At 71.3% G+C, this 21,654-nt stretch carries 22 protein-coding genes; 13 read left to right on the forward strand and 9 right to left on the reverse strand.

The features are described from left to right. Positions 1-5: 5 nt before the first annotated feature. From ACTJI1_RS03085 to nagB, 7 genes are all read left to right on the forward strand, one after another. Entirely contained in the window at positions 6-1,205 is a 1,200-nt protein-coding gene (locus tag ACTJI1_RS03085; protein WP_440741500.1) for an ROK family protein, read from the forward strand. 87 nt (positions 1,206-1,292) lie between these two features. Beyond that, positions 1,293-2,639 carry an extracellular solute-binding protein gene (locus ACTJI1_RS03090; protein ID WP_440741501.1) on the forward strand — a complete coding sequence of 449 codons (1,347 nt, stop codon included), beginning with the start codon at positions 1,293-1,295 and terminating at the stop codon, positions 2,637-2,639. Positions 2,640-2,736: 97 nt separating this feature from the next. Beyond that, positions 2,737-3,693: a carbohydrate ABC transporter permease gene (locus tag ACTJI1_RS03095; protein ID WP_310130808.1), complete on the forward strand. Its 957-nt coding sequence runs from the start codon at positions 2,737-2,739 to the stop codon at positions 3,691-3,693. Beyond that, positions 3,687-4,598, forward strand: a complete 912-nt coding sequence (locus tag ACTJI1_RS03100; protein ID WP_440742171.1) for a carbohydrate ABC transporter permease — start codon at positions 3,687-3,689, stop codon at positions 4,596-4,598. Before ACTJI1_RS03095 ends, ACTJI1_RS03100 begins: the two co-directional genes overlap by 7 nt. Continuing rightward, the gene (locus ACTJI1_RS03105; protein ID WP_440741502.1) at positions 4,595-6,202 is read left to right on the forward strand and encodes a glycoside hydrolase family 3 protein; all 1,608 of its coding nucleotides are present in this window, start codon (positions 4,595-4,597) and stop codon (positions 6,200-6,202) included. Before ACTJI1_RS03100 ends, ACTJI1_RS03105 begins: the two co-directional genes overlap by 4 nt. Continuing rightward, positions 6,199-7,095, forward strand: a complete 897-nt coding sequence (locus ACTJI1_RS03110; RefSeq protein ID WP_440741503.1) for an ROK family protein — start codon at positions 6,199-6,201, stop codon at positions 7,093-7,095. Before ACTJI1_RS03105 ends, ACTJI1_RS03110 begins: the two co-directional genes overlap by 4 nt. Next, positions 7,095-7,880 (forward strand): glucosamine-6-phosphate deaminase, encoded by a 786-nt coding sequence (gene nagB / locus ACTJI1_RS03115; protein ID WP_440741504.1) that lies wholly within the window; start codon positions 7,095-7,097, stop codon positions 7,878-7,880. Before ACTJI1_RS03110 ends, nagB begins: the two co-directional genes overlap by 1 nt. A gap of 33 nt (positions 7,881-7,913) precedes the next feature. Here the strand turns inward: nagB and nagA (ACTJI1_RS03120) are convergent, their stop codons facing one another. From nagA (ACTJI1_RS03120) to purU, 3 genes are read right to left on the reverse strand one after another with little or no spacing between them, the layout of a single operon-like run. Then, positions 7,914-9,068, reverse strand: coding sequence for an N-acetylglucosamine-6-phosphate deacetylase (gene nagA / locus ACTJI1_RS03120; protein ID WP_440741505.1), 1,155 nt, complete (start codon positions 9,066-9,068; stop codon positions 7,914-7,916). Further along, positions 9,065-9,427, reverse strand: a complete 363-nt coding sequence (locus ACTJI1_RS03125; RefSeq protein WP_310130800.1) for a YrdB family protein — start codon at positions 9,425-9,427, stop codon at positions 9,065-9,067. Before ACTJI1_RS03125 ends, nagA (ACTJI1_RS03120) begins: the two co-directional genes overlap by 4 nt. A 22-nt stretch (positions 9,428-9,449) precedes the next feature. Next, the gene (gene purU, locus ACTJI1_RS03130) at positions 9,450-10,313 is read right to left on the reverse strand and encodes a formyltetrahydrofolate deformylase (RefSeq protein ID WP_440741506.1); all 864 of its coding nucleotides are present in this window, start codon (positions 10,311-10,313) and stop codon (positions 9,450-9,452) included. A gap of 68 nt (positions 10,314-10,381) precedes the next feature. Between purU and ACTJI1_RS03135 the strand changes: the two genes are divergently transcribed. The 5 genes from ACTJI1_RS03135 (at position 10,382) to ACTJI1_RS03155 (ending at position 14,435) form a co-directional block, all read left to right on the forward strand. After that, positions 10,382-10,600 (forward strand): hypothetical protein, encoded by a 219-nt coding sequence (locus ACTJI1_RS03135; RefSeq protein WP_440741507.1) that lies wholly within the window; start codon positions 10,382-10,384, stop codon positions 10,598-10,600. Then, entirely contained in the window at positions 10,597-11,013 is a 417-nt protein-coding gene (locus ACTJI1_RS03140) for a PIN domain-containing protein (RefSeq protein ID WP_440741508.1), read from the forward strand. The genes ACTJI1_RS03135 and ACTJI1_RS03140 overlap by 4 nt, the downstream gene beginning before the upstream one ends. 47 nt (positions 11,014-11,060) lie before the next feature. Next, positions 11,061-12,527, forward strand: coding sequence for a purine-cytosine permease family protein (locus tag ACTJI1_RS03145; RefSeq protein ID WP_440741509.1), 1,467 nt, complete (start codon positions 11,061-11,063; stop codon positions 12,525-12,527). Further along, a complete protein-coding gene (locus tag ACTJI1_RS03150) occupies positions 12,524-13,081 on the forward strand; it encodes a cysteine hydrolase family protein (protein WP_310130793.1) in 558 nt (185 codons plus the stop codon). Before ACTJI1_RS03145 ends, ACTJI1_RS03150 begins: the two co-directional genes overlap by 4 nt. A 145-nt stretch (positions 13,082-13,226) precedes the next feature. Continuing rightward, positions 13,227-14,435 (forward strand): MFS transporter, encoded by a 1,209-nt coding sequence (locus tag ACTJI1_RS03155; protein ID WP_440741510.1) that lies wholly within the window; start codon positions 13,227-13,229, stop codon positions 14,433-14,435. A gap of 13 nt (positions 14,436-14,448) precedes the next feature. Here the strand turns inward: ACTJI1_RS03155 and nagA (ACTJI1_RS03160) are convergent, their stop codons facing one another. From nagA (ACTJI1_RS03160) to ACTJI1_RS03185, 6 genes are read right to left on the reverse strand one after another with little or no spacing between them, the layout of a single operon-like run. Beyond that, positions 14,449-15,600, reverse strand: a complete 1,152-nt coding sequence (gene nagA / locus ACTJI1_RS03160; RefSeq protein WP_440741511.1) for an N-acetylglucosamine-6-phosphate deacetylase — start codon at positions 15,598-15,600, stop codon at positions 14,449-14,451. Further along, entirely contained in the window at positions 15,597-16,382 is a 786-nt protein-coding gene (locus tag ACTJI1_RS03165) for a DeoR/GlpR family DNA-binding transcription regulator (RefSeq protein ID WP_310130786.1), read from the reverse strand. The genes nagA (ACTJI1_RS03160) and ACTJI1_RS03165 overlap by 4 nt, the downstream gene beginning before the upstream one ends. Further along, a complete protein-coding gene (locus tag ACTJI1_RS03170) occupies positions 16,379-17,254 on the reverse strand; it encodes a class II fructose-bisphosphate aldolase (protein WP_440741512.1) in 876 nt (291 codons plus the stop codon). The genes ACTJI1_RS03165 and ACTJI1_RS03170 overlap by 4 nt, the downstream gene beginning before the upstream one ends. A gap of 31 nt (positions 17,255-17,285) precedes the next feature. After that, positions 17,286-18,197, reverse strand: coding sequence for a 1-phosphofructokinase family hexose kinase (locus ACTJI1_RS03175; protein ID WP_440741513.1), 912 nt, complete (start codon positions 18,195-18,197; stop codon positions 17,286-17,288). Next, positions 18,194-19,180, reverse strand: coding sequence for an ROK family protein (locus ACTJI1_RS03180; RefSeq protein WP_440741514.1), 987 nt, complete (start codon positions 19,178-19,180; stop codon positions 18,194-18,196). Before ACTJI1_RS03180 ends, ACTJI1_RS03175 begins: the two co-directional genes overlap by 4 nt. Continuing rightward, positions 19,177-20,058 (reverse strand): SIS domain-containing protein, encoded by an 882-nt coding sequence (locus ACTJI1_RS03185; RefSeq protein WP_440742172.1) that lies wholly within the window; start codon positions 20,056-20,058, stop codon positions 19,177-19,179. Before ACTJI1_RS03185 ends, ACTJI1_RS03180 begins: the two co-directional genes overlap by 4 nt. 351 nt (positions 20,059-20,409) lie before the next feature. Here ACTJI1_RS03185 and ACTJI1_RS03190 point away from each other — a divergent pair, with 351 nt between their 5' ends. Next, on the forward strand, positions 20,410-21,651 hold the full coding sequence (locus ACTJI1_RS03190) for an extracellular solute-binding protein (RefSeq protein WP_310130780.1): 1,242 nt from the start codon (positions 20,410-20,412) through the stop codon (positions 21,649-21,651). Positions 21,652-21,654 lie beyond the last annotated feature (3 nt).

Here is a 21,654-nt window from a genome sequence, read left to right on the forward strand (position 1 = left end):
CAAACATGACGACGACGGAGGTGCAGGGAAGCACCGGCGGGCTGGGCCCGGGGCGGGTGCTCCGGCCGCGCGCCAAGGTGCTCCCGGAGCACGCCCGCAGTCACAACCGGTCGCTCGTGCTCCAGACGCTCTACCGCTCCGGGGAGCGCAGCCGGGCCGACCTCGCCCGGGACACGGGACTCACCCGCGTCACGGTCTCCGACCTCGTCGCCGAGCTGCTCGCCGAGGGGCTCGTCATCGAGCTGGGCCAGCGCGAGTCCGCCCGCCCGGGGAAACCGGCCGTGCTGCTCGACATCAACCGCAGCGCCCACCAGATCGTCGGCGTCGACCTCAGCGACCACGACCGGTTCCGCGGCGCGGTCATGGACCTCGACGGCGCCATCATCGCCTCCGCCGAGGTCATGCTCGCCGGCGGCAGCGACAACGGCAGCGACGGCGGACTCCCCGCCACCGGCGAGGCTGCGCTCGCCAAGGTCGACGAGCTGGTCGACCGGCTCGTCGCATCCTCCACCGCTCCCATCCTCGGCGTCGGCGTCGGCTCGCCCGGCGTCGTGGACCTCGCCGGCACCATCCTCACCGCCCCCAACCTCGGCTGGAGCGACCTCGCCCTGCAGCGGCACCTCGCCGCACGCACCGGCCTCGCCGTGGTCGTCGCGAACGACGCCAACGCGGCGGCCCTCGCCGAGCACACCTACGGGGGAGCGGCGGGCGACATGATGCTCATCCGCGTCGGGCACGGCATCGGCGCCGGGCTCCTGGTCGCCGGCGCGCTGGTGTACGGCAGCCACTTCGCCGCGGGGGAGATCGGCCAGGTCATGGTCGGTACCGACCTCGGGCTCGAGACGACGTACAACCGCGACCAGGTGCTCGAGCACTGGCTCAGCGTCCCGCAGCTGCAACGCGGCCTGCGTGCCGCCGCGGAGGCGGGGATGGATGCGACGCCCATCCTGCGCGAAGCCGGTCAGCGCCTCGGCATCGCGCTCGCGCCCGTCGTGGGCGCCCTCAACCTGTCGGAGATCGTGCTCAGCGGCCCGACCGAACTGCTCGACGGCCCCCTCGCGGAGGCGACCGTCCACACGCTCCGGAACCGGACGATGGCGGAGAACCACGCCGACCTGTCCCTCCGGATGACCACGCAGGGGCAGGACATCGTCCTGCGCGGCGCGGCCGTTCTCGTCCTCTCCGGACGACTCGGGGTCTCGTGACACAGCATGCCCCTTGACCACCTCGAACACCGTTCACCTCGAAAGTCCCACACAACCAAAGCCCCACCCCTACGAAAGGACAGTGCTATGAAGAGAAAGCTCGTCGGCCTCGCCGCAGTGGCCACAGCTTCCGCTCTCGTGCTCGCCGGATGCGCGTCGGGAGGCTCCACCGGAGCCAGCACCGACGGCAAGGGCAAGACGGTCACCCTCTGGCTCGTCGGCTCGGACACCCCGGACGCCCTCCGCAACTACCTCAAGACGGAGTTCGCCAAGGAGACCGGCGCGACCCTGAAGATCGAGCAGCAGGACTGGGGAGACATCGTCACCAAGCTCACCACCGCGCTGCCCGACGCCAACAACACCCCGGACGTCACCGAGATGGGCAACACGCAGTCCCCGACGTTCACCAACGTCGGCGCGTTCCTCGACATCTCCGACATGTACAAGGACCTCGGCGGGAGCGACCTGCTCCAGTCGTTCGTCGAGGCGGGCAAGGTCGACGGCAAGAACTACACGCTGCCGTACTACTTCGGCTCGCGCTACATGTTCTACCGCAAGGACGTCTACCAGGCGGCCGGCGTCAGCGTCCCGACCACCCTCGACCAGTTCAACACCTCCGTGGCCGACATCACGGCCAAGAACCCGAAGAACATCGACAACTTCTCCGGCTTCTTCCTCGGCGGCCAGGACTGGCGCGACGGCATCTCGTGGATCTTCGCCAACGGCGGGGACATCGCGAAGAAGGACGGCGACAAGTGGAAGGCGACCCTCGAGTCGCCCGAGTCGCTGAAGGGCCTGCAGCAGCTCCAGGATCTGTACAAGAACGCATCCAAGGCGCCGAACGACGCCAAGGACTCGAACCAGTACATCTACCTGAACGACACCGACCAGACGGTCGACGCGAACGGCACCAAGACCGGTGACACCTCGCTCGCCGCCGCGACGATCATGGCCCCGGGATGGGCGCACTGGTCGATCGGCGACCTGTCGGAGAAGGACGGCAAGCCGGTCCGCACCTGGAACGACGCCACCTTCGGCACCTACGTGCTTCCGGGCAACGACGGCAAGCCGGCCCCGGTGTTCGCCGGCGGCTCCAACATCGGCATCTCGGCGAAGACCAAGGAGCCGGGCCTGTCGAAGACCCTCCTGAAGATCATCTTCTCGAAGGAGTACCAGGAGATGCTCGGCAAGAACGGCCTCGGCCCGGCCAACGCGAAGTACACGTCCTCGCTCGGCGACGACCAGTTCGCGAAGGCGCTCATCGAGTCCGCGTCCAACTCCAAGCTCACCCCGGCGGCTCCCGGATGGGCGTCGGTCGAGGCGGGCAACGTGATGGAGGAGTTCTTCTCCAAGATCCGTGACGCGTCCGACCTGAAGGCGCTGGCGCAGGAGTACGACAAGAAGATCGACGCGCTGCTCAACGTCAAGAGCTGACGCCGATCCATCCCACCGGGGCGAGGGCGCGGAGGCACCCCTTCCGCGCCCTCGCCTCTGCCCTCAGACTCTGAACATCACCGGAAGGAGGACGCCCGTGACCGCCACCGAGGACACCCGCATCGCCGTCGCCGCGCCGCCCCCGCCCTCACCGGACGCCCCGCGCCGTCGCCGGGGGAGGCTGACGCCGTACACGCTGCTGCTGCCGGCCATCGTCATCCTGCTCGTCGCCCTCGGCTACCCGGTGGTCTGGCAGCTGATCACCTCCATGCAGCACTTCGGGCTGGCCCAGCAGTTCGGGAAGCCCGCCGACTTCGTCTGGTTCGAGAACTACATCACGCTGTTCTCGGACGGCTACACCTGGGTCGTCGTGGCCCGCTCGATCGCCTTCTGCCTGGTGACCGCCGCCGTCACGGTCGTGATCGGCGTCGGAACCGCGCTGCTCATGAACGCGGTGAACCGCGTGGTCCGCATCATCCTGCAGGTCGCCCTGCTGCTCGCCTGGGCGATGCCGGTCGTCGCCGCGATGACCGTCTGGAACTGGCTGTTCGACTGGCGCCGCGGCGTCGTCAACTACGTGCTGACGTCCTGGGGCCTCGACTTCCAGGACCACAACTGGCTGCAGAACCCGCTGTCGTTCTTCTTCGTGGCGATGGTCATCGTGACCTGGATGAGCGTCCCGTTCGTCGCCTTCTCCATCTACGCCGGGCTGACGCAGGTGTCGACGGAGGTCGTGGAGGCCGCCCAGATGGACGGCGCGCGCGGCTGGCAGCGGCTCCGCTACATCATCCTGCCGATCATCCGGCCCGTGCTCGGCATCGTGCTGCTGCTGCAGATCATCTGGGACCTGCGGGTCTTCGCGCAGATCAAGCTGCTGCAGGACAAGGGCTCGATCGCCAGCGAGACCAACCTGCTCGGCACCTACATCTACCAGCTCGGCGTCGGCTCGAGCGACTTCGCGATGGCCAGCGCCGTCAGCGTCTTCGTGCTCGTGCTCACGGTCGCCCTCAGCTGGTTCTACGTGCGCCACCTGCTGAAGGAGGACGAATCGTGACCGCCTCGACGACCGCCCGCACCGCCACCACCGCGCCCGGCGCGCCCGGGCGCCGCGTGCGCTCCCGCCGCCGCATCCGCGTCTCGCGCGTGCTGCTCGGCGCCCTGGGGATCGTGCTGGCCCTGATCTGGGTCTTCCCCGTGTACTGGATGGTGAACTCGTCACTGCTGCCGAACGTCATCCTGCAGAACAGCACGCCGACCTGGCTGCCGTTCGGCGGCTCGTTCGACAACTTCGCCGCCGTCGTGCAGGGCGGCACGTTCTTCCCGGCGCTCGGCATGAGCGTCGCCGTCGCGCTGATCACGGTCGTGTGCTGCCTCGCCTTCGCGTTCCTCGCGGCGCTGGCGATCAGCCGGTTCCGGTTCCGCGGACGGCGCTCGTTCGTGCTGGCGGTGCTCCTGATCCAGATGCTCCCCGCCGAGGGGCTGTTCATCGCCCAGTACAAGCTGATGGGCACGCTGGGCCTGCTGAACACGGTCGTCGGCGTGAGCATCCTGTACATCGCCGCCGTCGTGCCGTTCACCATCTGGATGCTGCGCGGCTTCGTCGCCGGCATCCCCGCCGACCTCGAGGAGGCGGCGATGGTGGATGGTCTCAGCCGCACGCAGGCGTTCCTGCGGATCACCTTCCCGCTGCTCGCGCCCGGCCTCGTCGCCTCCGGCGTCTACGCGTTCCTGCAGGCCTGGAACGAGTTCACGGTGGCCCTCGTCATCCTGCCGCAGTCGAGCAGTGCGACGCTTCCGCTCTGGCTGCGCGGCTTCGTGCAGCAGTCCGCCTCGCGGGCGACCGACTGGGGCCAGGTGATGGCGGCATCCACGCTCGTCGCGGTGCCGGTGATCATCTTCTTCCTCATCGTGCAGGGCCGCATGACCAGCGGCCTCGTCAGCGGGGCGGTCAAGGGGTGAGCGGCGCCTCCGTCGCCGACACCGCACTGACCGACCCGGACCTGCGCCGCAGCATCGCCGCGACGCTGCTGCCCGGCTTCGTCGGCACGACGCTGCCCGGCTGGCTGGCGGAACGGCTGCGCGACGGCCTGGGCGGCGTGTGCCTGTTCGGGCAGAACATCGCCTCGGCCGAGCAGCTCCGCGTCCTCACGTCCGCGATCTACGAGGCCAACCCGCACGCGATCGTCGCGATCGACGAGGAGGGCGGCGACGTCACGCGGCTCTACTACGAGAGCGGCTCGCCGTATCCCGGCAACGCGATCCTCGGCCGGCTGGGCGACCCGGACTACACGGAGCGGGTCGCGCGCCGGGTCGGCGAGGAACTGCGGTGGGCCGGCGTGAACCTCGACTTCGCGCCGGACATCGACATCAACTCCAACCCGGACAACCCGGTGATCGGCGTGCGCAGCTTCGGCTCGGACCCGGAGGTGGTCGCCGAGCACGGGGCGGCCTGGACGCGCGGCCTGCAGTCGGCGGGCGTCGCGGTCGCGGCGAAACACTTCCCGGGCCACGGTGACACCGGGACGGACTCGCACCTGGAGCTGCCGGTGGTCGACCTGTCGGCGGCGCAGCTGCGCGAGCGGGAACTGGTGCCGTTCCGGGCGGTCGTCGCCGCCGGGGCGCGCGCGGTGATGACCTCCCACATCCTGCTGCCCCAGCTCGACGCCGTCCTGCCCGCGACGCTCAGCCCGGCGATCGTCCACGGGATGCTGCGCGGCGAGCTCGGTTTCGACGGCGTCGTCGTCAGCGACGCCCTCGACATGCACGGCGCCAGCGGCGACCGCGGCATCCCGGAGGCGGCGGTGCTCGCGCTCGCCGCCGGCTGCGACCTGCTGTGCATCGGCACGGAGAACACGGACGCGCAGCTCGCCGCGATCGAGAACGCCATCGCCGCGGCCGTCGCCGCCGGCCGCCTCGCGCCGTCGCGCGTCGCCGACGCCTCCGCCCGCGTGCGCGCGCTCGCCGCATCCGCCGCATCCGTTGCGCCCGACCCCACCGTCGAGTACACGAAAAGTGCACGCTCCGGCGGCGTGTCGCGTGCACTTTTTGCGGACTCGACGGAGGGGGCGGAGGGGGTCGAGCGGGCGGAGGCGCTGGAGCGCGAGGATGCGGAGGCGGCGGAGCGCGCCTTCGACGTGAGCCCGCACGCGCGGGAGTGGCTGCGTCGGCACGGCGGCGGCCGGTTCTCCGTGGTGCGCATCGACACGGTCGCGAACATCGCCGTCGGGAGCGCCCCGTGGGGGCCGTTCTCCGTGCTGGAGGCCGGCCCGGCGGATCCCGAGGCGGCCGCGTTCGCCGCGAATCCGACGGTGCTCTTCACCGAGGGCGACCATCCCGACCTCGTACTGGCGGCGCAGTCGCCGGTGCTGGTGATCGGCAAGGACAACCACCGGCACGCGTTCGCGCGCGCCGCGATCGACCGGCTCCGCGCCGAACGCGACGAGGTGCTCGTGGTCGACATGGGCTGGCCCAGCGACGACCGCGCCTACGCCGACATCGCCACGTTCGGCGCCTCGCGCCTGGTCGGGCGTGCCCTGCTCTCGCTGCTCGGGCGCGGGTCGTGAGACTCGGCATCGACATCGGCGGCACCAAGACGGACGCGGTCGCCGTCGACGAGTCCGGCGCGCTCGCGGAACGCATCCGCCTCCCCACCGGCTTCGGACATGCGGCCGTCGTGGAGACCGCCGTCGCCGCGGTGTCGCGGCTCGGCGAGCTGACCGGCCTCGCGCCCGGCGGGTTCCAGTCGATCGGGGTCGGCATCCCCGGGATGGTGGATGCCACGTCCGGCCATGTCGCCCACGCCGTCAACCTCGGGCTCGACCGACTGGAGCTCGGAGGGATGCTCGCGGGGCGCCTCGGCGTCGGCGTCCGCGTCGAGAACGACGTCAAGGCCGCGGCTCTCGGCGCGTCGCACCTGCTCGGCCTCACCGGGACGGTCGCGTTCCTCAACCTGGGCACCGGGATGGCCGCGGGCATCGTCGTCGACGGACGCCTGTGGCGCGGCAGCACCGGCATCGCCGGCGAGATCGGACATCTGCCCGTCGACCCGGAGGGGCCGCTGTGCGCATGCGGCCAGCGCGGCTGCCTGGAGACGCTCGCCAGCGGCTCCGGCATCGCCCGGCAGTGGCCGACCGACGACCCGTTCCCGGTGCGCGCGCTCTACGCCGCCTCGGAGGGCGGCGACCCCGCCGCGCGGGCCATCGCCGCTAGGCTGGCGGTGGGCATCGCCGCCGCGGTGCGCGTCCTCGTGCTCACCGTCGACCCCGCCACCGTGGTGATCGGGGGCGGACTGAGCCACCTGGGGGAGCGCCTGCTCGGCGAGGTCCACGAGGTGCTGCACGACTGGGAGCGCACGTCGCCGTTCCTGGCGTCGCTCGACCTGCCCGGGAGGGTGCGCCTCGTTCCCGAAGGAAGCCCCGTCGCCGCCCTCGGTGCGGCACTCGTAGGAGAGAACTGATGGCCGAAATCGTCGTCGTCCGCGACCAGGACGCCGCGGGCGACCTCGCCGCGCGCAGCATCCTGGACCTGATCGCCGCCAAGCCCGACACGGTGCTGGGGCTGGCCACCGGATCCACCCCGCTGGCCGTGTACCGGGCGCTGGAGCGCGGCATCCGGGAGCGCGGTGTGGATGTATCCCACGTCCGCGGCTACGCGCTCGACGAGTACGTGGGCCTGCCCGCCGGTCACCCCGAGTCGTACCGCGCCGTCATCACCCGCGAGGTGGTCGAGCCGCTCGGGCTCACGCCGTCGCTCATCCACGTGCCGAACGGCTCGCTCGACGGCATCGAGCATGCGGGCGCCGACTACGAGCGGGCCATCGCGGAGTCGGGCGGCGTGGATGTGCAGCTGCTCGGCATCGGCACGGACGGGCACATCGGCTTCAACGAGCCGGGGTCGTCGTTCGCGTCGATCACCCGCGTGAAGACGCTGACCGAGCAGACCCGCAAGGACAACGCGCGCTTCTTCGCATCGGAGGACGACGTCCCGATGCACTGCATCACGCAGGGCCTGTCGACCATTCTCAAGGCGCGCCACCTGATGCTGCTCGCGTTCGGCGAGGGCAAGGCGGAGGCGCTGGCGGGCGCCGTCGAGGGGCCGGTGTCCGCATCCAACCCGGGCTCGGCCATCCAGCTGCACCCGCACGTCACCGTGCTCGTCGACGAGGCCGCCGCCTCCCGCCTCCGCAACATCGACTACTACCGGTACGCCTACGCGAACAAGCCGTCCTGGCAGACGCTGTAGCGCGCCTGCGCCGCGCGAAGCGGCGCCCCGGGCTCAGCGGGGGAGGACGGCGCCGTCGGCGACGACCGAGCGCACGCGCCAGTCGTGGTCGAGCAGCACCGCGTCGGCGACGTAGCCCGTGTGCAGGCGGCCCAGCCGGTGCTCTTCGCCCAGCACGTGCGCCGGGGTGCGCGTGAGGGCGGTGACCGCGGCGACCGGGTCGACGCCGGCGCGGGTGACGGCGTTGCGCAGGGCGACGTCCTGGGTGAGCGTCGAACCGGCGATCGTGTCCGTGCCGGACAGCACCGCGAGGCCGTCGTGCACCGTCACGTTGAGCCCGCCGAGGTGGTAGTTCCCATCGGTCGCACCGGCGGCAGCCATCGCATCGGTCACGAGGGCGACGCGGCCGGGCGCCTCCCGGAACAGCAGTCCGGCGACCGAGGGATGCACGTGCAGCCCGTCGAGGATCAGCTCCAGCGTCACATCGCGGTTCTCGATGGCCGCCATCACGGGGCCGGGGGCGCGGTGGTGGATGCCGGGCATCGCGTTGAACGCGTGCGTCAGCAGCCGGGCGCCCACCTCGAACGCGCGGGCGGCCTGCGCGTAGTCCGCGGTCGTGTGCCCGACGCCGACCACCACGCCGGCCTCGATCAGCACGCCGATCGACTCCAGCGCGTTCGGCAGCTCGGGGGCGATGGTCGCGGTGCGGAGGGTTCCGCGCGCGGCGCCGATCAGCGCCTCCACGGTCTCCGGCTCCGGGTCGAGCAGGTACCGCGCGTCGTGCGCGCCGCGCCGCTCGGGGGCGAGGAACGGGCCCTCGAGGTGCGAGCCGAGCACCAAGGGGTCGGATGCGGTCAGGTCGGCGACGATCGCGAGGGTCTCGCGGAGCGCGGGGAGCGGATTCGCGACGTGCGAGATGAGGGAGCGGGTGGTGCCGTGCGCGCGGTGCGTCGCCAGCGCGGCGCGCAGGTCGTCGATGCCGTCGTCGTACGGATGCCCTCCGCCGCCGTGGCAGTGCAGGTCGATGAAGCCCGGGGTCAGCCAGTGGCCTTCGGCGTCGACGACCGTCGCGCCCTCGGAGGCCGCTTCACGCCAGCCGATCCCGGTCCCGGTCGCGGTGATCCGCGCCCCGTCGGCGACGAGCCAGAAGTCGTCGACCTGCCCGTCCGCATCCACTTTGCGGGCGCTGTGGACGACGAGGCGGCTCATGCGAACTCGCGCCGGCCGTTGATGACCCCGCTCACCGTCGCGACGACCGCGAAGACGATCGCGACGACCGGCTGGCCGAGGTCCCACCAGGCGAACGCGGCGGACGCCATGACGACGACCTCGACGATGGCCTTCACGAACGCGTCCACGTGAAGCACGGCGCGCGGCGACCGGAACAGCGCCCAGAGCAGGATCGCGACGACGGGTGCGCCGATCCCGACGACGATGTTCCAGGGCAGCGGCCACGCGACGAAGCCCCAGATGGCCAGCGAGACGATCGCGAACAGCTCGAGCAGGAAGCGCACGACGTCGTTGACGCCCAGCTTGAAGGAGGCCTGCTGATCGGGGGCGGAAGTCACCGGACCAGTCTAGCCGCGGGCGTCAGCGGAAGATGATGGTACGGGCGCCGTCGAGCAGCACGCGGTCCTCGGCGAACCACTTCACGGCCTGCGTCAGCGTGCGGCTCTCCTCGTCCTGCCCGATCGCCACGAGCTCCTGCACCGACTGGGTGTGGTCGACCCGCACGACGTTCTGCTCGATGATCGGCCCCTCGTCCAGGTCGCTGGTGACGAAGTGGGCGGTGGCGCCGATGAGCTTCACGCCGCGCGCGTGCGCCTGGCGGTACGGGTTCGCGCCCTTGAAGCCGGGGAGGAAGGAGTGGTGGATGTTGATCGCGCGTCCGGCGAGGCGCTCGCACAGCTCCGGCGACAGGATCTGCATGTACCGGGCGAGCACGACCAGCTCGATGTCGTGCTCCTCGACCGCCTCCAGGATGCGCGCCTCGAACGCCGCCTTGGAGTCCGGACCGTGCACCGCCTGCGCCTCGAACGGCACCCCGTAGAAGCCGGCCAGGTCGCTCAGCGTGTCGTGGTTGGACAGCACCAGCGGGATCTCGACCGGCAGCTGGCCGGCCCGCTGGCGGAACAGCAGGTCGTTGAGGCAGTGCGCCGCCTTCGACACCAGCACGAGCGTGCGCAGCGGCCGCCCGACGTTGTCGACGCGGTGCGTCATCCCGAACCGCTCGACCACCGGAGCCAGCGCCTGCTCGAACTCGTCCCGCCCGGCCTCCGACTCGACCTGCAGGCGCATGAAGAACCGGCCGGTGTCGGTGCTCGCGAACTGCTGGCTCTCGGTGATGTTGCCGCGCGCGGCGACGATCGCGCCGCTGACGGCATGCACGATCCCGGGGCGGTCGGCGCAGCTGAACGTGAGCACCCAGTGGTTGGAGGCGGTGGAGTCGGTCACCAGATCAGGGTAGCGGTCGGCGTGATAGCCTTGGCTGATATCCAAAATATGTCTGCATTAGGAGGCGCATGGTGATGAAGCAGGTCATGGTGACGGTCGGGATCGATGAGGACATGTACGAGGTGATCGAGCGGCTGGCCGCGAGTTCGCGCCGCACGGTCGAGGACGAGCTGGAGTACATCATCGGGCAGGCGGCGGTCGGTGAGCCGGTCGACCCGAGGCCGGGCGTACGGAAGCTCGGTTTCGTGCAGTTCATCCGCAACCGCGTCGAGGCGATGCAGGAATGATCGTCGTCGACACGAACGTCCTGTCGGAGCTTGCGAAGCGTCGACCGGATCCGCGAGTGATCCGCTGGTTCGAGCGGGTACGTCAGACCGACCTCTACATCACGGCCGTGACCGTCGCCGAGATGCTGATCGGGGCGAACCGGATGGACCACACGGCAGACGCGGAGACGAAGGCCGAGGTCATCCTGGAGATCCTGGCGCGATATCACCGAAGGACCCTCGCGTTCGATACGGTCGCCGCGGCAGAGTGCGCCAGCATCACCTCTCTCCGATCGGCGGCAGGGCGGCCGATCGCTCTCGCGGACGCCATGATCGCCGCAACGGCGATCGCCACTGAGGCGGATGCCATCGCGACGCGCGACAAGGACTTCGCGGATGTCGGCATCCCGGTGCTGAACCCGTGGTCGGGCTGACGCGTGCCGCTGTTGACGTGCCGCCCCCCGTGCACCACGATCGGTGCATGACCAGCACCGGTGAGGATGCGCCCGACACCCGTACGGGCGCGGCATCCGCCTTCGACGTCGAGCTCAACGGGCTCAACACCATCCACGAGGACGAGCGGCACGGACGTCCCCGCGACCTGTTCTGGCCGTGGTTCGGCGCGAACGTGTCCGTCTTCGGCCTGAGCTATGGGTCGTTCCTGCTCGGGTTCGGCATCTCGTTCTGGCAGGCGACCATCGTCGGCGTGGTCGGCATCGTCGCCTCGTTCCTGCTGTGCGGGGTCATCGCCCTGGCCGGCAAGCGCGGGTCGGCGCCCACCATGGTGCTGAGCCGCGCGGTGTTCGGGGTGGAGGGCAACCGCGTCCCGTCGTTCCTCTCCTGGCTGCTGACGGTCGGGTGGGAGACGGTTCTCGTGTCGCTGGCGGCGCTCGCCACCGCGACCGTGTTCCAGCAGCTCGGCTGGGAGGGCGGCTGGGTGACCAAGCTGGTCGCCCTGATCGTCGTGGTCGCGCTGGTGATCGTCGGCGGCGTGGTCGGCTTCCACCTGATCATGCGCATGCAGATGGTCATCACCATCGTGACCGGCGCGCTGACCGTGGTCTACATCCTGCTGGTCCTCAACCACATCGACCTCGGCGCCGTCGCGGCCCTGCCGGCCGGTGACGCGCCCCACGTCATCGGCGGTTTCGTGTTCATGCTCACCGGCTTCGGCCTGGGCTGGGTGAACGCGGCCGCCGACTACTCCCGCTACCTGCCCCGCAGCGCCCGCAGCGGGGGAGTGGTGGGATGGACGACCTTCGGCTCGTCGCTCGCCCCGGTCATCCTGCTGATCTTCGGCATCCTGCTCGCCGGGTCGTCGTCGAAGCTGAGCGAGGCGATCGCCGCCGACCCGATCGGCGCGCTCGCCTCCCTGCTGCCGACCTGGTTCCTGGTGCCGTTCGTCATCGTCGCCGTGCTGGGGCTCGTCGGCGGCGCGGTGCTCGACATCTACTCGTCCGGGCTGGCGCTGCTCAGCGTCGGCGTCCGGGTGCCCCGGTACGTCGCCGCCGGCATCGACGGCGTCATCATGAGCGCCGGCGCCATCTACGTGGTGTTCTTCGCGACCGACTTCCTCGGCCCGTTCCAGGGCTTCCTGATCACCCTCGGGGTGCCGATCGCCGCCTGGTGCGGCATCTTCGTCGCCGACATCCAGCTCCGCCGCCGCGACTACGCGGAGGCGGACCTGTACGACCGGCGCGGCCGCTACGGCGCTGTCCGCTGGCTCCCCATCGCGCTCATCGTCATCGGCACCGCGATCGGGTGGGGCCTGGTGACGAACGGCTCCGCGTCGTGGCTGGCATGGCAGGGCTACCTGCTCGGCCCGATCGGCGGCACGCAGGGCGACTGGGCGTACGCGAACCTGGGCGTGCTCGTCGCGCTGGTGATCGGCTACCTCGGCACACTGCTGTTCTCGCGGGCCGCCGTGCGCCGCCAGGAGGAGCGGTGACCGACGCAGGCGGACCCACCCTCGTCGTCGTCGACATGCAACAGGTCTTCGGCGACCCCGCCAGTCCGTGGTTCACCCCCAAGTTCTCCGAGGCGGAGGCGGTCATCGCCGGGATGGTGCCGGCGTTCGGCGACCGCGTCATCTTCACCCGCTTCGTCGCGCCGGAGCGGCCCGAGGGCGCGTGGGTGCCCTACTACGAGCAGTGGCCGTTCGCGCTGATGCCCGAGGACGATCCGATCTACGACCTGGTGCTCGCCTTCCGCGACACCGGGCACCCGGTGGTCACCGAGACCACGTTCGGCAAGTGGGGCGCCGACCTGCGCGCGGCGCTCGGCGGGTCTCAGGATGTGGTGCTCGCCGGCGTCTCCACCGACTGCTGCGTGCTCAGCACGGCTCTCGGCGCCGCGGACGCGGGGGTCCGCATCCGGGTCGCCGCGGACGCGTGCGCCGGCCTGTCCGACGCCGACCACCAGCGGGCCCTGGATGCGATGGCGCTGTACGCCCCGCTGATCGAGATCTCGGACAGCAGTCGCATCCTGGACGAGCTCCGGTAGAATCGTTTCTGGTCGGCGGTTCCCGCACGGCCCTGGGCGCGCACATCGGCGCGTAGTCGACCCGCCATCCCTCCCGGTACCGCAACGGACCGTGGCCCGCGCATCGCGGCGGATGGCCGGGGAACGCCACGTTGGACAGATCCGTATGACTGCCACTTCGACGACCCCGGCGCGCACCGCGCCGAAATTCCCCTGGGTGGGGCTGATCGCTCTCGCCTCCGCCACCTTCCTCTCCGTCACCAGCGAGATGATCCCGACCGGGCTGCTGCCGGACATGAGCGCCTCCCTCGGGGTGAGCGAGGCGCAGGTCGGCCTCCTCGTGACCGTATTCGCGTTCACGGTCGTGGTCACGAGCACCCCGCTGACCGCGCTCACGCGGCGCTGGCCGCGGCACGGCCTGCTGATCGGCATCCTGGTCGTGCTGGGCGTCTCCAACGCGCTCACCGCGATCGCACCCGACTACGGCTTCGTCGTCGGGTCGCGCATCCTCGGCGGGGTCGCGCACGGGATGTTCTGGTCGATCGTCGGCGCCTACGCCGGCCACCTCGTGCCGAAGGACCAGATCGGCCGTGCCGTCTCGATCACCCTGGGCGGCGGGACGCTCGCCTTCGTGTTCGGCGTCCCGCTCGGGACGTTCGCGGGTCACCTGTTCGGCTGGCGGCTGTCGTTCGCCATCCTCGCCGGCCTGATGATGGTGGGCGCGCTGGTGATCTGGAAGCTGCTGCCCGCGGTGGAGCGCGACTCGGACGGCGCCCGCCGCACCCGTCGCGACCGCACCGTTCCCCGGCCGCGCGACCGCACCGTCCCCGCCGTGATCATGGTCTGCGCCATCGCCGCGGTGACCATGGTCGGCCACTACGCCTTCTACACGTTCGTGGTGCCGTTCCTGACCGGACCGATGGGCGTCCCTTCGGGCAACGTCGGGGCGCTGCTGTTCCTCTACGGCATCGCCGGCGCCGGCGGCCTGCTGCTCGCGGGCTCCGTGCTGGGGCCGCGCCCGCAGCTCGGCCTCATCCTCGCGCTCGCGGTGACCGGCGTCGCCGTGGCCGTCCTCGCGCTGGTGGCCGGACAGATCGTCGCCGCGCTGATCGCCTTCCTGCTGTGGGGGCTCGCGTTCGGCGCGCTGCCGCCGCTGCTGCAGACCCGGATGCTGCACACGTCGTCCCCGGCGTTCCGCGACACCGCGAGCGCGCTCTACACGACCTCGTTCAACATCGGCATCGGCGGCGGAGCCCTGGTCGGGGCGCTGATCTTCGACCTCGGAGGGCTGATGCTGCTGCCGTGGTGCTACGTCGGACTGCTGGTCGTGTCCATCGTGCTGGTCCTGCTCGTCCCGCGCCTGTCCCGCGCGTAGCGCGCCCGGCGCGTCAGGGGAGGACGGGCTCGCCCGCCGACCACACCTGCCGCACGCGCAGGTCGCCGTCGAGCAGCACGGCGTCGGCGGCGTAGCCGGCGCGCAGCCGTCCGAGGTCGTGCCCGCGCCCGATCGCCGCGGCGGGCGTCTCGCTCACGGCGCGCACGGCATCCACGATGGGGATGCCCACCTCCTGCACCGCGCGCCGCAGCGCGTCGTCGAGGGTGAGCGTCGACCCCGCGATGGAGCCGCCGCCCGCGAGCCGGGCGATCCCGCCGCGCACCTCGACCTGCAGCGATCCGAGCAGGTAGTCGCCGTCGTCGGAGCCGGCGGCGGCCATGGCGTCGGTGACGAGCGCCATCCGGCCGGGCGCGCTCGCGAACGCCATCCGGACGATCTCGGGATGGACGTGCACGCCGTCGTTGACGATCTCGAGCGTCACGCCCGGCGTGCGTGCGGCGGCCGCGACGGGTCCGGGCGCGCGGTGGTGGAGGCCCGGCATGGCGTTGAAGGCGTGGGTCAGGATGCTCGCCCCGGCGTCGAAGGCCGCGAGCGTCCGGTCGTAGTCCGCGTCCGTGTGGCCGACCGCGACGGCGACGCCCGCCGCCGCGAACGCGCGGACCGCGTCCATCCCTCCGGGCAGCTCGGGCGCCAGCGTGATCTGCCGCAGCGTGCCGCCCGCCGCGTCGAGCAGCGTCTCGATGTCGGCGGCGGTCGCCGGGCGCAGCAGCACGGGGTCGTGCGCGCCCTTGTGCCCGACGTCGAGGAACGGCCCCTCCAGGTGTGCGCCGAGGACGCGCGGGTCGGCCGCGGTGAGCGCCGCCACCTCGCGCAGCCGCTCCGCGAGCGAGGCGACCGGCGCGGTGACGAGCGAGATCACCGAGCGGGTGGTCCCGTGCCGCCGGTGCAGGTCGAGCGCCCGCGCGATGTGCTCGGCGCCGTCGTCGAAGCTCTCACCGCCTCCGCCGTGGACGTGGATGTCGACGAAGCCGGGCGTGAGCCACGCGCCGGCGGCATCCGTCACCGTCGTCGCGGGCGACCCCCGCCAGGAATCACCGGTCCCTGTCGCGGCGATCGTGCCGCCGGCGAACCGCACCCAGCCGTCGTCGACGACGGTCCCGCCGCCGACCAGCCGTGCCGAGTGGATGACGTGGTCGCCGCTCACGCGACGATCACCTCGAAGCCCTGCTCGACGAACGCAGTGCGCTGTTCGTCGGTGATGCCGTCGTCGGTGATCAGCGTGGTCAGCAGCTTCGGGCCGCCGAGGGTGGCGAACGCCTTGCGCCCGATCTTGGACGAGTCGGCCACCACGACGGCCCGGGTCGCGCGACGCGCCATCAGCGAGTTGACGCTCGCCTCGCCCTCGTCGTGCACTGTCGCGCCGACCAGCGGGTCGATGCCGTTCACGCCGATGAAGGCGATGTCCATCGTGATCTTCTCCAGCACCACGTCGCTGTAGGGCCCGACGAGCTCGTACGAACGCGCGTGCACCACGCCGCCGGTCACGACCGTCTTGATCTGCGGCCGCATGACCAGCTGGGCCGCGATATTGATCGCGTTGGTGACGACGGTGAGGCTGGGATGCGGCGACGGTTCCATGAGGTCGGGCCGCGAGCTCAGCACGGTCGCGACGGCCGTGCTGGTCGTCCCGCCGCACAGCCCGACGACCGCGCCGCGTGGCACCAGCGCGCTCGCCGCCTGTGCGATCCGCAGCTTCTCGGGGGCGTGCTGCTCGCGCTTGTAGCGGATCGGCAGGTCGTAGGCGACCGACTGCCCGATCGCCCCGCCGCGGGTGCGGGTGAGCAGCTGCTGCGACGCCAGCGCGTCCAGGTCGCGGCGTGCCGTGGCCGCCGAGACGTCCAGCTTGGCGACGATGTCGTCGACCTCGACCTGGCCGGCCTCGGCCAGCAGGTCGAGCACGGCGTTCAGCCGTTCCGCTCTGTTCATCGGTGCACCGTCTCCGTTCCGCCGGTCCCGCCCGCGCCGTCGACGTCGAACAGGGTCATCAGGCGTGCCGCCTCGGCGGTCACCGCGGCCCGTCCCTCCCGCACGTACTTCCGCGGGTCCACCGTCTCGGGATGCGCGCCGAGGTGCGACCGGATCGCATCGGTGAAGAACCGGTTGAGGTGGGTGGAGACGTTGACCTTGGTGATCCCTGCGCGGATCGCCTGCTCGATCGTCTCATCCGCCACCCCGCTGGAGCCGTGCAGCACCAGCGGAACCGGCACGGCGTGTCGCAGACGCCCGATGAGCTCGAGGTCGAGCGCCGCCGTGCGCTCGGTCATCGCGTGCGAGCTCCCGACGGCCACGGCGAGGGCGTCGACGCCGGTCTCTTCGGCGAACCGGCGCGCTTCGTCCGGGTCGGTGCGCACGCCGGGTGCGTGCGCGCCGTCCTTTCCGCCGATCTCGCCGAGCTCCGCCTCCACCAGCACGTCGTGCGCGTGGGCGTACTCGACGACGGCCACGGTCGCGGCCACATTGTGCTCGTAGTCGAGCGCGGAGCCGTCGAACATCACCGAGCCGAAGCCCAGCTCGACCGCACGGCGGGCGAGCTGCGCGTCCTCGGCGTGGTCGAGGTGCACGGCGACGTGCGCGCTCGACCGGTGCGCCAGCGCGAGGGTCGCCTCCGCGATCGGCTCCATGGCGCCGTGGTAGGCGACGCAGTTCTGCGAGATCTGCAGGATGACGGGCAGCCCGGTCTCCTCGGCGGCGTCGACGAGCGCCTCCGCGGTCTCCAGCAGCACGACGTTGAACGCCGCGAGACCGGTGCGGTGGCCGACCGCTGCGTGCAGCAGGTCGGCGGTGGGGACGAGGGGCATGGCGGCTCCAGGACGGTGGACGGGGAGGCGGTCAGGTGGTCACGAGGCGCGCCTCGAACTCCGGGTAGGAGGGATGCAGCTCTCCGGCGAGCGGGGCGAGCACGGCGGCGGCCGACCAGGCGGTCGCGCGGCGCAGCAGCCGCTCGGGGTCGTCGGTCCCGGAGGCGAGCAGGGTGGCCACCGCGGCGACGGCCGCATCGCCGGCCCCGGTCGCATTGCCGGTGAGCGGCTGGGGGAGGCGCGCATGCAGCGGTTCTCCCGCGCGGGGCACGGCGAGCATCCCGTCGGCGCCGAGGGAGACGAGCACGAGCCCGGCGCCCGCGTCGAGAAGGATGCGCGCACCGGCCACCGGGTCGTCGTCGCCGGTGGTCTCGGCCAGTTCGCGCCGGTTGGGCTTCACGACGTCGGCGCCGGCCTCGGCGGCCAGGATGAGCGCGCGCCCGATCGCGTCCATGACGCTCGGCACCCCGCGGTCCGCGGCGACGGCGACCAGGTCGGCGTAGACGTCGTCGGGCGCGTCCGGCGGCAGGCTGCCGGACCCGACGATCGCGGTGGCGGGCACGGCCAGCCGCCGGGTCGCATCCCGCAGCGCGGTCCACTCGGCGTCGGTGAGCGGACCACCGGTCTCGTTCACGACGGTGGTCTCTCCCGCGGACTCGTCCACCAGCGCGATGCTCGTCCGGGTCGGAGACGCGACGGGCAGCAGCTCGGACGGCAGCTGTGACGCCTCCAGCTCGTCGGCGAGGCGCACGCCCGGCGCACCCCCGGCGGTCGTCAGCGCGAAGGCGGCGCCCCCGGTCTGCGCGATCACGCGCGCCACGTTGAGGCCCTTGCCGCCCGCGCGCACGGCGGGCGGAGCAGCGCGGTGGGTCTCGCCCGGCACCAGCGCGGTCAGTCGGTAGGTGAGGTCGAGCGCCGGATTCGGCGTGACGGTCAGGATCACGAGGCCGGCTCCGGAGCCGGCGCCGCCACGAGCAGGTCGCGCGCCCGCAGGGCCGCGCCGATCACTCCCGCGTTCTCGCCGATGCTCGCCGGCAGCAGCACCGGCCGGCGATGGAAGGTCAGGATGCCGTCGAGCTTCGCCGCGAGAGGCTCGAACAGCGCGGGGCCGGCCTGCGCCAGCCCGCCGCCGATCACGATCGCCTCCGGCGCGAGCAGGGCGACGGTGTGCGACAGGTCCAGCGCCAGGGCGTCGAGCGCGGACTCCCAGACCCGCTGGGCCACCGCATCCCCGTGCTGCGCGCGCTCCAGGACCTCGCGCGCCCCGGGCACGTCCTCCCCGGCCGCCGCGTTGTACCGCCGCGCGATCGCCGCCGCCGACGCGACCGCTTCAAGACAGCCGATGCCGCCGCAGGCGCAGACCGGTCCGTCGGCGACCCGCGAGTGGCCCATCTCGCCGGCCATGCCGCCACCGGTGTACAGGCGGCCGTCGACGAAGACGGCCCCGGCGATGCCGGTGCCGATCGCCATCACGACGACGTCGCGGTAGGGCGCCGCGGCACCCAGCCGGTGCTCCGCCTCCCCGGCGCCGCGAACGTCGTGGCTGAACGAGACCGGCAGGCCGAGCGCCTGCTCGGCGCGGTCGCGGAACGGGAAGTCGTGCCAGCCCAGGTTCTCGGCGAACACCCCGACGCCCGCGGCGTCGTCTACGTGACCGGGGACGAGCAGACCCGCGGCCTGCGGCACGACGTCCGGATTCTCGGCGGCGAAGCGTGCGGCGAGACCGGCGATCGCGTCGACGACGGCGTCACCGGTGGCCTCCCCGGCATGCGGGGTGGGGATGCGCAGCACGCGCACCAGCCGGCCGTCCGCATCCACCAGCGCCGCCTTGGTGTCGGTCCCGCCGACGTCGAACGCCAGCACCGGCGCGCCGCTCCCGAGCGGGGCGGCGGTCGGTGCCTGCGGGGCGAGGGCGTCGGCGGTCACGAGGGCAGGATGACCGATCGCGTGAGGTTGCGGGGGCTGTCGGGATCGAGGCCGGCGCGACGGGCACGGGCCAGCGCCACCCGCTGCGCGCGCACCAGGTCGGCCATCCCGTCGATCGGACGGTCCTCGAAGTGTGCGCCGGTGACCCGCAGATCGTCGGCGAGCCCGGTCGGCGCCTCGCCCAGCATCCACGTGACGCGGCCGGGTGCGGCGATCGCGATGGGGCCGTGACGGTACTCCTTGGCGGGGTAGGACTCGGTCCACGACTGCGAGGCCTCGCGCATCTTGAGCGCGGCCTCGTGCGCCAGTCCGATCGTCCATCCGGCGCCGAGGAACGAGTACTGCTCGGCCGCGATCAGCTCGTCGTCCAGCTCCTCCTCGATGGCGGCGGCGGCCTGGTCGATGACGGGGGTGAGGTCTTCGCCGAGGGATGCGCGCACGAGCGCGAGGGCGGTGGTCGCGAACCGCGTCTGCACGACCGACTGCTCGTCGGCGAAGGGCAGCCGGATCGCGGTGTCGACGAGGTCGACCAGCGGAGTCTCGGGATCGCCGACGATGCCGACCGTGCGTGCGCTGCTGCCGGAGCTGCGGAGCGCGTCGAGCAGTTCGAGCACCTCGGTCGTCGTGCCCGAGCGGGTGATCGCCACGATCGCGTCATAGCCGCGGTCGAGCACCGGCGCCTCGGAGGCCGCGAACGCGTCCGTCACCCCGTGCCCGGCGCGCTCGCGCAGCGCCGCGTACGCCTGCGCCATGAACCACGAGGTGCCGCAGCCGACCACGGCGATGCGCTCGCCCGATGCGGGGAGCAGCGACTGCTCCTCGCGGAGCCCGGCCGCGGTGGCCCAGGTCTCGGGCTGCGAGCGCAGCTCGGCCTCCATGTGGGCTCCTGCGGTGGATGCGTGCGTCACTGATCGCTCCTGTCGATTCGTCTGCTCGATGTGCTGGTCACAATGATCGCTGATGATCGAACGTTGTGTCCAGTGATCATGTTCAATCGTTTCCGTCGCCTATGTACAGGGATCTGGGTCCCGGTGTAAACGCCGTGTAACGATCTGCGGTCTGCTCCTTGACGGGAGCGTGGCGACACGACATGATTTCGATCATCCATTGAGTGCAAGTGCTTGTTTCGAGCAGAAACAAATCACTAAGCATCAAACAGCTACGCACCGTCGCGCAGGCACCAACAGCAGTGACGGTTCGTGTTTTTCCCTTCGAGAAGTGAGGAAGCAATGAAGAAGTCACTGCGGTGGGGAGCGGCGGTCGCAACCGCGGCGGTCGCCACCATGACGCTCGCCTCGTGCGGCTTCAGCGGCGGGTCCGGAGGCTCGTCCGGCGGCGCGCAATCGCTCGACCTGATGGTGGCGAGCTACTCGGACAACACCAAGGCCGAGTGGCAGCAGATCATCAAGGACTTCGAGGCCAAGAACAGCGACATCAAGGTCAACCTCGACGTCGAGTCCTGGACCGACATCAACAACGTCATCAAGACGCGCATCCAGGCCCAGAAGCAGCCCGACATCCTGAACATCGACGCGTTCGCCGGTTTCGCCTCCGACGACCTGCTCTACCCGGCGAAGGACATCGTCTCGGCGTCCACGCTGAACGACTTCCAGGACGCCTTCAAGAAGAACGCCAGCATCGACGGCACGCAGTACGGCCTCCCGTTCATCGCGTCGGCCCGTGCGCTGTTCTACAACAAGGACGACTTCGCCAAGGCCGGCATCTCGGCTCCGCCGAAGACGTGGGCCGAGTTCGAAGAGGACGCGGCCAAGCTGAAGGCCGCCGGCGTCACCGCCTACGGCATGCCGCTCGGCAGCGAGGAGGCGCAGGCCGAGACCGCGATCTGGTTCTACGGAGCGGGCGGCGGCTACGGCGACGCCAAGAAGCTGACCATCGACAGCCCCGAGAACGTCGAGGGCGCGACGGAGATGCAGAAGATCATCGACCAGGGCTACACCGAGCCGAACCCCGGCTCGACCAACCGGACGCCGCTGCTCAACGTCTTCATCCAGGGCCAGCTCGGCATGCAGGTCGGCCTCCCGCCGACAGTCGGCCAGCTCAAGGACAAGAACCCGTCGCTGCAGTACGGCATCGCGCCGATCCCGACCAAGGACGGCTCGCCGTTCACGCTGGGCGTCGCAGACCACCTGATGGCGTTCAAGAACAAGACGGACAAGACGGAGTCGATCAAGAAGTTCCTCGACTACTTCTACTCGAAGGACGTCTACACGAAGTGGGTCAAGGCGGAGGGCTTCCTGCCCACCACCAAGTCCGGCGCGGACGTGATGGGCTCGGACGAGACCATCAAGCCGTTCCTCGACCTGCTGCCGAACGCCAAGTTCTACCCGTCCACCAACCCGAACTGGTCGGCCGCGCAGGGCGCGATCCAGAGCCAGATCGGCCAGCTGGGTCAGGGCGCCAAGCCCGAGGACCTGCTGAAGTCCATCCAGGCGAAGGCCGACGGCCAGTAGACC

The organism is Leifsonia sp. 22587, from assembly GCF_052044215.1.
Taxonomy (GTDB): domain Bacteria; phylum Actinomycetota; class Actinomycetes; order Actinomycetales; family Microbacteriaceae; genus Leifsonia; species Leifsonia shinshuensis_C.

Bases quoted from the DNA above. Each gene is read 5' to 3' on its own strand.
- ACTJI1_RS03085 (WP_440741500.1), top strand. From the start codon at position 6: ATGACGACGACGGAGGTGCAGGGAAGCACCGGCGGGCTGGGCCCGGGG.
- ACTJI1_RS03090 (WP_440741501.1), top strand. From the start codon at position 1,293: ATGAAGAGAAAGCTCGTCGGCCTCGCCGCAGTGGCCACAGCTTCCGCT.
- nagB (WP_440741504.1), top strand. From the start codon at position 7,095: ATGGCCGAAATCGTCGTCGTCCGCGACCAGGACGCCGCGGGCGACCTC.
- nagA (WP_440741505.1), bottom strand. From the start codon at position 9,068: ATGAGCCGCCTCGTCGTCCACAGCGCCCGCAAAGTGGATGCGGACGGG.
- ACTJI1_RS03135 (WP_440741507.1), top strand. From the start codon at position 10,382: ATGGTGATGAAGCAGGTCATGGTGACGGTCGGGATCGATGAGGACATG.
- ACTJI1_RS03140 (WP_440741508.1), top strand. From the start codon at position 10,597: ATGATCGTCGTCGACACGAACGTCCTGTCGGAGCTTGCGAAGCGTCGA.
- ACTJI1_RS03145 (WP_440741509.1), top strand. From the start codon at position 11,061: ATGACCAGCACCGGTGAGGATGCGCCCGACACCCGTACGGGCGCGGCA.
- ACTJI1_RS03155 (WP_440741510.1), top strand. From the start codon at position 13,227: ATGACTGCCACTTCGACGACCCCGGCGCGCACCGCGCCGAAATTCCCC.
- ACTJI1_RS03165 (WP_310130786.1), bottom strand. From the start codon at position 16,382: ATGAACAGAGCGGAACGGCTGAACGCCGTGCTCGACCTGCTGGCCGAG.
- ACTJI1_RS03170 (WP_440741512.1), bottom strand. From the start codon at position 17,254: ATGCCCCTCGTCCCCACCGCCGACCTGCTGCACGCAGCGGTCGGCCAC.
- ACTJI1_RS03185 (WP_440742172.1), bottom strand. From the start codon at position 20,058: ATGGAGGCCGAGCTGCGCTCGCAGCCCGAGACCTGGGCCACCGCGGCC.
- ACTJI1_RS03190 (WP_310130780.1), top strand. From the start codon at position 20,410: ATGAAGAAGTCACTGCGGTGGGGAGCGGCGGTCGCAACCGCGGCGGTC.